Source organism: Streptomyces sp. NPDC047028 (assembly GCF_040644095.1).
Lineage (GTDB): Bacteria > Actinomycetota > Actinomycetes > Streptomycetales > Streptomycetaceae > Streptomyces.
Window position 1 is genome coordinate 95,264 of record NZ_JBEYVS010000031.1, and the last position, 12,338, is coordinate 107,601.

Sequence of the window (12,338 nt, forward strand, 5' to 3'; positions counted from 1 at the left end):
GAACGGTCTTCCTACGCCCCATGAAGCGCGCGAAGCGGGTCCGGGGCAAGGCGACGCTACCCGAGACGCCAGTTCTGGTTCGCGGCCCCCGTGCAGCTCCAGAGCTGGGCCCGCGCCCCGTTCGCCGACGACCTGTCCGTTACGTCGAGGCACTTGTCCGCCGCCGTGTTCACCACCTCACCCGTGGCCGCGTCGTACGACCACCGCTGCGCACCGGTCCCGTTGCAGTCGTAGAGCTGGACCTTCGCCCCGTCGGCGGTCGATCCGGACGTCACGTCCAGGCACTTTCCGAGCGCTTGGACCGAGCCGTCGCCGGCGACCGTCCACCGCTGGGCCGCGCTGCCGTTGCAGTCCCAGAGCTGCACCGCCGTACCGTTCGCGCTCGAACCGCCCGCCACGTCCAGGCACTTGGCGGCCAGTCCGACGAACGAACCGGTGCGGGCGCCGCCGTCCGACTGGGTGCCGGACCAGGTGAAGGTGGCGGAGGTCCGGGCGGGGAGGGAGTAAGTGGCATGCTCAGCACCCCAGTTGATGGCGACGGTCCGAGCCGACGACGATCCGTTGTACGCGATCAGCGCCTTGCTGCCGTCGGGGTTGCGCCATGCCACGTTCGGCACGGTGCTCGACGCGGTGGAGGCGATCCGCTGCGCGCCGGGCCGGACGAACTTCGTCAGCTGCCCCATGTCGTAGTACTCGACGGTGTAGTCCACCTGCCCGCTGCGGTCGTCGCCGTCGTGCACCGTGATCAGCCCGCTGCACGTGCCGCAGCCCCCGTTGTGCGGCCCCCTGTCCTGGTCCACGGCCAGCGACCACTTGGTGACCGACTTCGCCCAGTTCCGGGTGTAGTCGATGATGTCGGTCATGTCCTCGTGCTGCTGGTCGGCGATCCAGGTGCCGCCCGAGTGCTCGGTGCCGAAGGCGTCCAGCCCGGGGTACTGGTCGTGCACGGACGTCTGCTTGGTGACGTCGCCGCCGTAGCCGTGCCAGGCGATGCCGCCGAAGTTGGGGTGGTCGCGCACGGCGGGGTCGTTCACGGTCTGGGCGGCGTAGGAGTCGTAGGTGTCCCAGTTCCAGTCGTGCGCCAGTACCTTCGTCGTCAGGCCGGCCGACTGGAGCTTCGGCAGCAGCTCGCTCTTCGTGAAGTACGCCAGCCCGTTGGCGTTCCAGCTCATCGAGGGGTATCCCGAGCAGCAGGTCGGCTCGTTCTGCGCGGTGACGTACGAGACGTGGACGCCCTGGTTCTCGTACGCCTGGAGGTACTTCACGAAGTAGTCGGCGTACGCGCCGTAGTCCTCCGCCTTCAGCCAGCCCCCGTTGAGCGAGCCGCTGTCCTTCATCCAGGCCGGCGCCGTCCACGGCGAGGCCATCACCGTCAGCTCCGGGTTCAGCCGGAGCGCCTGCCGGGTCAGCGGGACGACGTCCGCGAGGTCGTGCGCGATCGAGAACTTGGAGAGCGAGGTGTCCGTCTGGCCTGCGGGGACGTCGTCGTACGTGTAGCCGTAGCGGGCCAGGTCCGAGGCGCCCATCGGGTTGCGCAGGAACGACAGACCGATCCCGTCCGTCGGCGAGAACAGCTTCCGCATGGTCGCGTCCCGGGTCGCCTGTGACAGCGCGCCGCTGCTGTTCATCAGCCAGGCCGCGGTGTCCGTGAACGACGCGCCGCCTCCGGTGAAGGTCTGGTAGCGGGTGTTCTCGTCGACGGTGATGTTCTCGCCGCCGCCCCCGGTACCGGACTGGAAGGCGAACGGCGCCTGCGCCTGGAGACCGCGCGTGACATGGCGTCCGGCGGAGTCGTCGGTGGTGGTGAGCCAGGCGGTGACCTGCTCACCGGAGGCGTGCGCGGGCACGGCCGCCGCCGTGACACCCGCCGAACAGAGCAGTCCGGCCAGCAGCAGCCGGACCGCTCGGGAGCCTCTGCTCATGGTGCAACCCTTCTCGTGGGGGACAACGCGTGTGTTGCCAGGGGTGCTTGGGCCGCGAGCCAGGGGTGCCGCCGTCTTGACGGGGATACGGGGCACCCGTTAACTCATGGCGTGAGCTAAGCCATGAGTGAACCACGAGTGCCAAGGGAAGGTCCATGCGAAGAACCGCCCTGCTCGCCTCCGCCGCCCTGCTGACCGCGCTGGTCCCGCTGTCCACGGCGACCACCGCCGCCGGCGTCGGCGACCCCCCGCCCGTCCCCGTCGACCGCTTCGAGGGCGAGGTCCCCTTCGCCGCCCAGCCCGCCGAGGGCATCTTCACCTGGGGCGGCGACGCCGACGACCCGCCCGCCCTCCAGCTGACCGCGCGCTCCGACGCCCCCGAGGGCGCCAAGGTCCTCAGCGGCACCTACGACATCAGCGGCTACGGCGGCTTCACCCACGACTACGCCCCGGCCGAACCCGCCCACGACTGGTCCGCCCACCAGGGCATCCGCTTCTGGTGGGACGGCCAGGACAACGGCAAGAAGATCGCCTTCGAGATCAAGGACGGCGGCGCGAACGGCGAGGCCTCCGAACTCTGGACGACGTCCTTCACCGACGACTTCACCGGCTGGAAGCGGATCGAGATCCCCTTCACCGACTTCGCCTACCGCACCGACTACCAGCCCGTCGGCGGCATCGACCACGTCCTCGGCCTCACACAGATGTGGGGCTACGCCGTCACCCTCCCGCCCGGCGTCAAGGGCCACTTCGCCATGGACGACGTCGAGTTGTACGGCCGCCCCGACCAGTCCCTGCGCGCCTCCGTCACCACCGACGCCCCCGTCTACCCGGTGCGCGAGGGCGGCACCGCGAGCGTCCGGGTCGCCGTGGCCACCACCGGCGCCGGGCCCCTGACCGACCCGGTCACCGTCACCTACACGACCGGGGGCGGCACCGCCGACCCCGGCACGGACTACGCTCCCGTCTCCGGCACCCTCACCTTCCCGGCCGGCACGCCGTCCGGCGCCACCCGGACCGTCAAGGTGCCCACCCGCAAGGACCGTTCCGCCGAGCCCGCCGAGACGATCCCGCTCAAGCTGACCGTGACCGGCGCCAAGGCCCCCGCCGAGACCCCGCAGATCGTCGTCGACGCACACGGACTGCCTTACCTGAACGCGAAGTTGCCGGTGAGCGAGCGCGTGAAGGACCTCGTCTCCCGCATGTCCCTGGCCGAGAAGGCCGGCCAGATGACGCAGGCCGAGCGGGGCGCCCTGACGAACCCCGGTGACATCTCCGGCTACGACCTCGGCTCACTGCTCTCCGGCGGTGGCTCCACGCCCACGCCCAACACCCCCGCCGCCTGGGCCAAGATGATCGACGGCTTCCAGCTCCGCGCGCAGGCGACCCGCTTCCAGATCCCGCTGATCTACGGCGTCGACGCTGTCCACGGCCACAACAACCTGGTCGGCGCCACGATCATGCCGCACAACATCGGCCTCGGCGCCACCCGCGACCCCGCGCTCGCCGAACGCACCGGCGCGGTCACCGCCGCCGAGGTCCGGGCCACCGGCATCCCCTGGGACTTCGCGCCCTGCCTGTGTGTCGGCCGCGACGAACGCTGGGGCCGCTCCTACGAGTCCTTCGGCGAGGACCCGGCCCTGGTCGAGTCCATGGAGACCGTCATCCAGGGCCTCCAGGGCCGCGCGAACGGCAGCGACCTGGACCGCGACGACAAGGTCCTCGCCACCGCCAAGCACTTCGTCGGTGACGGCGGCACCGCCTACGGATCCTCCACGACGGGCACGTACACCATCGACCAGGGCGTCACCACCGTCACCCGCCGGCAACTGGAGGACATCCACCTGGCGCCGTTCCGGACGGCGGTCGAACGCGGCATCGGCACGGTCATGCCGTCGTACTCCTCCCTCGACATCACCGGCGACGGCCTCGGACCGGTCAAGATGCACGCGCGCGGCGACATGATCAACGGCGTGCTCAAGGACCGCATGGGCTTCGACGGCTTCGTCATCAGCGACTGGAACGCCATCGACCAACTGCCCGGCGACTACGCCGCCCACGTGCGGACGGCGGTCGACGCGGGCGTCGACATGATGATGGTGCCGTACACCTACAAGGACTTCACCCAGACCCTCACGGACGAGGTGAAGGCGGGCCGGATCACCGAGAAGCGGATCGACGACGCCGTCTCCCGCATCCTCACGCAGAAGTTCCGGCTCGGCCTCTTCGAGCACCCCTACGCCGACACCAGCGGCGCCTCCCGCATCGGCTCCCCGGCCCACCGCGCTGTCGCCCGGCAGGCCGCCGCCGAGTCGCAGGTGCTGCTGAAGAACGACGGTGGCGTGCTGCCGCTGAAGAAGAGCGAGAAGGTGTACGTCGCCGGGTCGAACGCCGACGACATCGGCGACCAGAGCGGCGGCTGGACGGTGACGTGGCAGGGCTCCTCCGGCGCCGTCACCCCCGGCACCACCATCCTCGAGGGCATGCGCGAGGCCGGCGGGAACGTCACCTACTCCAAGGACGCCTCCGCCCCGACCGGCGGCTACGACGTCGGCGTGGTCGTCGTCGGCGAGACGCCGTACGCGGAGGGCGTGGGCGACGTCGGCAACGGCCACGACCTGAACCTGTCCGCCGCCGACCGGGCCGCCGTGGACAAGGTGTGCGCGGCGATGAGGTGCGCGGTGCTGGTCGTCTCCGGCCGCCCCCAGCTGATCGGCGGCCAACTGGGTGAGATCGACGCCCTGGTGGCCTCCTGGCTGCCCGGCACCGAGGGCGAGGGCGTCGCCGACGTCCTCTACGGCAAGCGGCCCTTCACCGGCCGGCTGCCGGTCACCTGGCCCCGCTCCGAGGCCCAGTTGCCCATCAACGTGGGCGACGCGTCGTACGACCCGCAGTACCCGTACGGCTGGGGCCTGACGACCGGCACCCACGCCCCGAAGGGCGGCGCGGCCACCCTTCGGGTCCTCGCCCTGGCGGCCTCGGCGGCCGAACGGGCGGGCGCCGACCGGACCGGGCAGGCGCTCGTGGCCCGCGCCCGGCTGATCGTCCAGCAGCGGGCCGGACAGCACATCACGCAGGCGTTCGCGAAGCCGTTCGCGGACGCCGAGCACCTGCTGCTGACCGGCCGCTACGGAAAGGCGGTGCAGAAGCTGGTGGAGGCCTACCGGGCGGCCTGACCGGCCCCGCCGTGGACCGGCGTGAATGACCGTGTCGGACGGGCTTCGGGTAGCGTCGAAGGATGAAGGCCGTCGCGCGGACCCGAAGCCTGCCGGCACTGCTGCTGGCCGCCCTGGCGCTCGTCGTCATGACCGCCCTCGCCCCCGGAGCCCGGGCGGTCACCGGCGTCTCCACGATCGCCGGCGCCCTGCGCCAGAGCCCGGTGTACGTCGATCCGTCCGCCTCCGGCCAGCTGTCGAAGGCGGACGCCGACGCCCTCGCCAAGCACATCAAGGACGCGGACAAACCCCTGTTCGTGGCCGTGCTGCCGGACGGCTATCCGACCCAGAACCTGTTCCGCGACCTGCGCACCGCGACCGGTATCACCGGCCTGTACGCCATCCGCCTCGGCGACCGCTTCGACGCCCGCGCCGACGCGCAGGTCCTGCCGCGCACGGCCGTGCAGAACCTCGTCACCAGCGTCCAGGGGGAGAGCGCCAAGGCCCAGCTCACCGACTTCACCGACCGCGCCCTGACCAACATGGGCGGCCACGCCCCCTCCTCCTGGGGCTCCTCCGGCAGCGGCGGCGGGACGCCCACGGGCGCGCTGATCGCGGCCGGGGTGGTCGTGGTGGCGTGCGGCGCGGGCGCCTACGGCCTGGTCCGGCGCAACCGCCGCCGGCACCAGGCGGAGCAGCGGGCCGCCCTGGACCGGCTGCGGGTGGTCGTCGACGAGGACATCACCGCGTTCGGCGAGGAACTGGACCGCCTGGACTTCGACCCCTCCGAGGCGGGCGCCGACGACGCCATGCGCGGCGACTACGGGCAGGCGCTGGACGCCTACGAGAACGCCAAGCGGTACATGGCCGAGGCGCGCAGACCCGAGGACGTCCGCGCGGTCACCGAGGCGCTGGAGGACGGCCGCTTCTCCCTCGCCGTGCTGGCCGCCCGCCGCGAGGGCCGTCCCCTCCCGGAGCGCCGCCCGCCCTGCTTCTTCGACCCCCGGCACGGCCCGTCGGTGACCGACGCGGCCTGGACCCCGCCCGGCGGCGCCACGCGCGAGGTGCCGGTCTGCGCGGCCGACGCGACCCGGTTGGCCGACGGCCGCGACCCGGTCGTGCGCGAGGTCGACACCGACTACGGCCGCCGCCCCTACTGGGACGCCGGCCCGGCCTACGGCCCCTGGGCGGGCGGCTACTTCGGCGGCGGCATCCTGCCCGGCCTGCTCGTCGGCACGATGCTCGGCGGCATGATCGCCACCCCGACCTACGCGGCCGACTACGGCGCCGGGTACGGCGACTTCGGCGGGGGTGACTTCGGCGGCGGCTACGACGGCGGCGACATGTCCGGCTCGGACTTCGACCCCGGGGACTTCGGGGGCGGCTTCGGCGACGGGGGCGGCTTCGACGGCGGCGGCTTCGGGGACGGCGGGGGAGGCGGCGGCGACTTCGGCGGCGGCTTCTGAGGTCCCCCCCGGTCACCCGCACGGCGCCCGCTGACCCGGGCCGGGGCCCGGGTCGCGACGTGGGCGGGCTCAGGCGTTCCGGATCGCCGAGATGTCGAACCGCAGCTTGATCTTGTCGGACACCAGGACGCCGCCCGTCTCCAGGGCCGCGTTCCAGCTCAGGCCCCACTCGGAGCGGAGGATCTCCGCCTTGCCCTCGAAGCCGACGCGCTCGTTGCCGAAGGGGTCCTTGGCCAGGCCGTTGAACTCCAGGTCGATGGTGACGGGCTTGGTCACGCCGAGGATGGAGAGGTCACCGGTGATGCGGTAGTCGTCGCCGCCGAGGGACTCCGCCCGGGTGGAGCGGAACGTCATCACCGGGAACTCGTCCGTCTTGAAGAAGTCGGCCGACTTCAGGTGGCCGTCCCGGTCCGCGTTGCCGGTGTCGATGCTGTCCATCTTGACGTCGATCGTGGCGGTGGAGGCGGCGGGGTTCGCCTCGTCCAGGTGCAGCGAGCCGGAGAAGTCCTGGAACCCGCCCTTGACGTTGGTGACCATCGCGTGCCGGACCACGAAGCCGATCGTGGTGTGCGCGGGGTCGATCGAGTAGTCGCCGGTCAGGGTGCTCATGATGTCTCCTTGATTGTTTAAGGTTCAACGAATCCGACACCTCGACCATAGACCCCTTCTGTTCAACTTTCAACATCCCGCGCCGGAGTATTGCGCGTACGGACCGGGCGTCCTCGTGCGCGCCTCTGGCGGACGCGCGTAGACCTCGGGCATCATTTCGCTGCGCCACCTGCACAGCCGACCCACAGGAAGCACGGCCGACAGCAGGAAGGTCCCCCATGAAGGTCCGCTCCGCCCTCACCGCGCTCGCCCTCGTCGTCGCCCCCGGTGCCGCCGTCCTCGGCACCGCCACCGACGCCTTCGCCGTCACCAAGATCAGCCACTCCACCGCCACCGGCATGTTCCGCACCATCGGCATCACCTGGTCGTCGTCCGGCGGCTGCTCCAACCGCTACAACTCCACCTGCACGTCCTTCGAGCAGCTCAACCTCGCCACCGCCCAGGGCGCCCAGACCCTCAAGCGGGCCAGCGGCTGCGCCCTGAACATCACCGGCGGCACCGAGGTCGGCCACGCCTCGGGCACGTACTCCCACTGGAACGGCTACAAACTCGACTACGGCAAGAACACCTGCGTCACCAGCTACATCAAGAACTCCTTCGGCTACATCGGCCTGCGCGGCGACGGCGCCCCGCAGTACCGGTCCGGCTCCGGCAACATCTACGCCGACGAGGGCAGCCACTGGGACGTCCTCTACTACAACTGCGGCGGCTGCTGAGCCCCGTGGGCCCCGCCGTCCGACCCACCCGCCGCGCGCTGCTGGCCGCCGCCCTGGCGGCCGGCCTCGCGCCCACCGCCGCCCAGGCGGCCCCCGGCCCTGCCCCGGACCCCGGCCCTGGCACGGACCCGGACCCCGGCGCCTACGACACCCTGCGCCGCCGCTGGCTCGACATCGCCCTCGGTACCGGGTACGACCCCACCGCGGAGCCGTACGCCTCCCGGCTCGCCGGGCTCGGACAGCGGGCGGCCGAGTACCGGGCCGGCATGGTTCCGGCCGCCGGCTCCCTCTGGCCCGGCCACCCCTTCGACCCGCCCTCCGGCATCACCTTCAGCTACGGCCGCCTGTGGACCATGACCCAGGCCCACGTCCAGCCCGGCACCGGCTCGACCTGCGACCCCGGCCTGCTGGCCGACGTGCTGCGCGGCCTCGACCATCTCTCCGCGAGCGTCTACAACCCCGGCACCGCCCGCTACGGCAACTGGTGGGAATGGCAGATCGGCAGCCCGCGCCTGCTCATGGACATCACGGCCGCGCTGTACGACCACCTCGGCGACGCCCGGATCGCCGCCGCCTGCGCAGCCGTCGACCACTTCGTCCCCGACGCCATGCTGACCGACTACTCCGGCACCTCCACCGGCGCCAACCGCGTCGACCTGTGCCGCTCGGTCGCCCTGCGCGGCATCCTCGGCCGGTCCCCGCAGAAGACCGCGCTCGCCCGCGACGCCCTCTCACCGGTCTTCCCCCACGTCACGAAGGGCGACGGGCTCTACGCCGACGGTTCCTTCGTCCAGCACACCTGGGTCGCCTACTCCGGCACCTACGGCCAGGTCCTGCTCGACGGCCTCGGACGGCTGTTCGCCCTGCTCGCCGGATCGCCGTGGGAGATCACCGACCCGGCCCGGCAGAACATCCTGGACAGCGTCGAGCACGCCTACGCACCCCTCGTCCACGACGGGCTGGTGATGGACTGCGTCAACGGCCGTGCCATCAGCCGGGGTTACCTGCGCGGTGACGACCTGCACGTCATGCGCGGCGACCACTACCACGGGCAGTCCCTCATCGCCGCCGTCGCCCTGCTCGCCGGCGGCGCGAGCGAGGCGGAACGGGAGCGGTGGCACGCTCTGGTCAAGGGCTGGGCCGAACGGGACACCGTCACCCCGCTGCTGACGGCCCCGCAGTTCGAGGTGGCCGACCTGGCCCGGCTGAACACCGCGGTCCGGTCCGCCGTACCCGCCGCAGCCGAGCCCCTCGGCCACCGGCTGTTCCCGGCCATGGACCGGGCCGTCCACCGCGGCCCCCGCTTCACCGCGGCGCTCGCCATGGCCAGCGACCGCATCGCCCACTACGAGTGCGGCAACGGTGAGAACCCACGCGGCTGGCACACCGGCTCCGGCATGCTCTCCTGGTGGCCGCGCGGGACCAGTGACCAGTACACGGACTGGTACTGGCCGACCGTGGACTGGTACCGGCTGCCCGGCACCACCGTGTCGACCAGGCGGCTGCCCGACCGGGCCGGCGGTGAGTGGGGCGCCCCGAAACCGGACGTCCAGTGGGTCGGCGGCACCACCGACGGCACCTGCGCGGCCGTCGGCCAGCACCTGAAGGGGCTCGGCTCCACCCTGGACGCCCGCAAGTCCTGGTTCTTCCTCGACGACGCGGTCGTGTGCCTCGGCGCCGGGATCACCTGCGCGGACGGCGTCCCGGTCGAGACGGTCGTGGACAACCGCAACCTCGGGGAGTCGGGCGGGCAAGCCTTCGTACGGGGCCGGGACTGGGCCCACCTGGAGGGCCACGGCGGTTGGATCGTCCGCGACGGGGGCGTCCTGCACTCCCTGCGCGAGGACCGCACCGGAGCCTGGTCCGACATCAACACGGGCAGTACGACCGAGCGGCGCACCCGGCGCTGGCAGACGCTCTGGCTCGACCACGGCACGGACCCGGCCGGCGCGGCGTACGTCTACGTCCTCCTGCCCGGCGCCGGTCCCCGCGAGGTCGCCGTGCGTGCCGCCGACCGCCACTGGCCGCTCGTCCTCGCCAACGACGCCACCGCCCAGGCCGTCGCCGTCCCCGCCCACGGTCTGACCGCCGCCACCTTCTGGCAGGCCGGTACAGCGGGCCCGCTGACCGCGTCTGCGGGCGCGAGCGTGCTCGTCCGGCGCCGGGGCCGGACCGCTACCCTCTGCGTGAGCGAGCCATCCCGTACGGGAACGCCGCTGGAGATCGTCTGGGACCACCCCGTGCGCTCGGTCGTCCGGGCCGACGACACCGTCCGCGTCCTCTCCGCGGGCCGCCGTCTGCGGGTACGTGTCACTCCGGGGAGGGCATGTGCGACCCGCGAATGCGTGGTGACGCTCGGGTGACGTCTTTGTCGAACCCCCACAACGCGAGAGCCCTCCAAGCAGTTGAACGGCTGCATGCTGCCGAGGTTCTGTTCAGGGGTACCAGGAAAACGGCCCCGAGACTGTACGGAGTCGACGGCCCCCTTTCCTTGGTGCGCTTCGTAAGGTCACTACATGACCGTTTTGGAAGAGACGACGGGTGAGCCGACGGGCGAGCCGGGCGACGAGCCGACGGACGCGCGCGGGCGGGTCGCCGAGCTGCACGGGATCCGTGCACAGGCCGTGGCGGGCCCCAGCGAGAAGGCGACCGAGGCCCAGCACGCCAAGGGCAAGCTGACGGCGCGGGAGCGCATCGAGCTGCTCCTGGACCCGGGTTCCTTCCAGGAGGTCGAGCAGCTGCGGCGGCACCGGGCGACCGGGTTCGGTCTGGAGGCGAAGAAGCCGTACACCGACGGTGTGATCACCGGCTGGGGCACGGTCGAGGGCCGTACCGTCTTCGTCTACGCCCACGACTTCCGGATCTTCGGCGGCGCCCTCGGCGAGGCCCACGCCACCAAGATCCACAAGATCATGGACATGGCCATCGCGGCCGGCGCGCCGCTGGTCTCCCTGAACGACGGCGCCGGCGCCCGCATCCAGGAGGGCGTCTCCGCGCTCGCCGGGTACGGCGGCATCTTCCAGCGAAACACGAAGGCCTCCGGCGTCATCCCGCAGATCAGCGTGATGCTCGGTCCGTGCGCGGGCGGCGCGGCCTACAGCCCCGCCCTCACCGACTTCGTGTTCATGGTCCGCGAGACCTCGCAGATGTTCATCACCGGCCCGGACGTCGTCAAGGCGGTCACCGGCGAGGAGATCACGCAGAACGGGCTGGGCGGTGCCGACGTGCACGCCGAGACCTCCGGGGTGTGCCACTTCGCGTACGACGACGAGGAGACCTGCATCGCCGAGGTGCGCTACCTCCTGTCGCTGCTCCCGCAGAACAACCGGGAGAACCCGCCGCGGGTGGACTGTTCCGACCCCGTCGACCGCCGCTCCGACACCCTGCTGGACCTGGTCCCGGCCGACGGCAACCGGCCGTACGACATGGTCAAGGTCATCGAGGAGATCGTCGACGACGGCGAGTACCTGGAGGTCCACGAGCGCTGGGCGCGGAACATCATCTGCGCGCTGGCCCGGCTCGACGGCCAGGTCGTCGGCATCATCGCCAACCAGCCGCAGGTGCTGGCCGGTGTGCTCGACATCGAGGCCAGCGAGAAGGCCGCGCGCTTCGTGCAGATGTGCGACGCCTTCAACATCCCGATCATCACCCTTTTGGACGTACCCGGGTTCCTGCCCGGCGTCGACCAGGAGCATGGTGGGATCATCCGCCACGGCGCGAAGCTCCTCTATGCCTACTGCAACGCGACCGTTCCGCGGATCTCGCTGATCCTGCGCAAGGCGTACGGCGGCGCGTACATCGTGATGGACAGCCAGTCCATCGGCGCCGACCTGACCTACGCGTGGCCGACCAACGAGATCGCCGTGATGGGCGCCGAGGGCGCGGCCAACGTCATCTTCCGCCGGCAGATCGCCGGGGCCGAGGACCCCGAGGCGATGCGGCAGAAGATGGTCAAGGAGTACAAGGCCGAGCTGATGCACCCGTACTACGCGGCCGAGCGCGGGCTGGTCGACGACGTCGTCGATCCGGCCGAGACGCGTGAGGTGCTGGTGAAGTCGCTGGCGATGCTGCACTCCAAGCACGCCGATCTGCCCTCGCGCAAGCACGGCAACCCTCCGCAGTAACTTCGTCGACGGAGACCGAGAGCTATGAGCACTGACATTCGTGTCGAGAAGGGCCAGGCCGGGCCCGAGGAAGTCGCTGCCATCACGGCGGTGTTGTTGGCTCGGGCGGCGGCTGCGCCGGAGCTGGCGCCTGTGCGGCGGGGGCGGCCGCGGGCCGGGTGGCGGCGGCTGGAGCGCGAGCCTGGCTTCCGGGCGCCGCACAGCTGGCGCTGAGCAGACGACAAAGGGTCCTTCTCCTTGGAGAGGGGCCCTTTTTCTCGCCCCCGCCGCCCTTCCCTTCCCGTCCCTGGGGGCACGCCCCCAGACCCCCATATGCGCAGTTCCCCGCGCCCCTTCAGGGGCGCGG

The 12,338-nt window shown here is 71.6% G+C and carries 8 protein-coding genes; 6 read left to right on the forward strand and 2 right to left on the reverse strand.

All coding sequences use genetic code 11. The features are described 5' to 3' along the window. Nucleotides 1-56 precede the first annotated feature (56 nt). Nucleotides 57-1,922, reverse strand: a complete 1,866-nt coding sequence (locus ABZ854_RS25905) for a ricin-type beta-trefoil lectin domain protein (RefSeq protein ID WP_361214909.1) — start codon at nt 1,920-1,922, stop codon at nt 57-59. A gap of 155 nt (nt 1,923-2,077) precedes the next feature. Between ABZ854_RS25905 and ABZ854_RS25910 the strand changes: the two genes are divergently transcribed. Next, a complete protein-coding gene (locus tag ABZ854_RS25910) occupies nt 2,078-5,098 on the forward strand; it encodes a glycoside hydrolase family 3 N-terminal domain-containing protein (protein ID WP_361214911.1) in 3,021 nt (1,006 codons plus the stop codon). A gap of 62 nt (nt 5,099-5,160) precedes the next feature. Beyond that, complete coding sequence (locus tag ABZ854_RS25915; RefSeq protein WP_361214913.1) at nt 5,161-6,543, forward strand: hypothetical protein; 1,383 nt, start codon at nt 5,161-5,163, stop codon at nt 6,541-6,543. Between the two features lie 69 nt (nt 6,544-6,612). Here the strand turns inward: ABZ854_RS25915 and ABZ854_RS25920 are convergent, their stop codons facing one another. Further along, nucleotides 6,613-7,152: a YceI family protein gene (locus ABZ854_RS25920; protein WP_129306371.1), complete on the reverse strand. Its 540-nt coding sequence runs from the start codon at nt 7,150-7,152 to the stop codon at nt 6,613-6,615. A gap of 218 nt (nt 7,153-7,370) precedes the next feature. Here ABZ854_RS25920 and ABZ854_RS25925 point away from each other — a divergent pair, with 218 nt between their 5' ends. From ABZ854_RS25925 to ABZ854_RS25940, 4 genes are all read left to right on the forward strand, one after another. Continuing rightward, nucleotides 7,371-7,868 carry a hypothetical protein gene (locus tag ABZ854_RS25925; RefSeq protein WP_361214915.1) on the forward strand — a complete coding sequence of 166 codons (498 nt, stop codon included), beginning with the start codon at nt 7,371-7,373 and terminating at the stop codon, nt 7,866-7,868. Nucleotides 7,869-7,873: 5 nt separating this feature from the next. Continuing rightward, on the forward strand, nt 7,874-10,231 hold the full coding sequence (locus ABZ854_RS25930; protein ID WP_361214917.1) for a polysaccharide lyase 8 family protein: 2,358 nt from the start codon (nt 7,874-7,876) through the stop codon (nt 10,229-10,231). Nucleotides 10,232-10,384: 153 nt separating this feature from the next. Next, entirely contained in the window at nt 10,385-11,992 is a 1,608-nt protein-coding gene (locus tag ABZ854_RS25935; protein WP_361214919.1) for an acyl-CoA carboxylase subunit beta, read from the forward strand. A 24-nt stretch (nt 11,993-12,016) separates the two neighbouring features. Continuing rightward, entirely contained in the window at nt 12,017-12,205 is a 189-nt protein-coding gene (locus tag ABZ854_RS25940) for an acyl-CoA carboxylase subunit epsilon (protein ID WP_361214921.1), read from the forward strand. Nucleotides 12,206-12,338: the final 133 nt, after the last annotated feature.

Bases quoted from the DNA above. Each gene is read 5' to 3' on its own strand.
- ABZ854_RS25910 (WP_361214911.1), top strand. From the start codon at position 2,078: ATGCGAAGAACCGCCCTGCTCGCCTCCGCCGCCCTGCTGACCGCGCTG.
- ABZ854_RS25925 (WP_361214915.1), top strand. From the start codon at position 7,371: ATGAAGGTCCGCTCCGCCCTCACCGCGCTCGCCCTCGTCGTCGCCCCC.
- ABZ854_RS25915 (WP_361214913.1), top strand. From the start codon at position 5,161: ATGAAGGCCGTCGCGCGGACCCGAAGCCTGCCGGCACTGCTGCTGGCC.
- ABZ854_RS25920 (WP_129306371.1), bottom strand. From the start codon at position 7,152: ATGAGCACCCTGACCGGCGACTACTCGATCGACCCCGCGCACACCACG.
- ABZ854_RS25940 (WP_361214921.1), top strand. From the start codon at position 12,017: ATGAGCACTGACATTCGTGTCGAGAAGGGCCAGGCCGGGCCCGAGGAA.
- ABZ854_RS25935 (WP_361214919.1), top strand. From the start codon at position 10,385: ATGACCGTTTTGGAAGAGACGACGGGTGAGCCGACGGGCGAGCCGGGC.
- ABZ854_RS25905 (WP_361214909.1), bottom strand. From the start codon at position 1,922: ATGAGCAGAGGCTCCCGAGCGGTCCGGCTGCTGCTGGCCGGACTGCTC.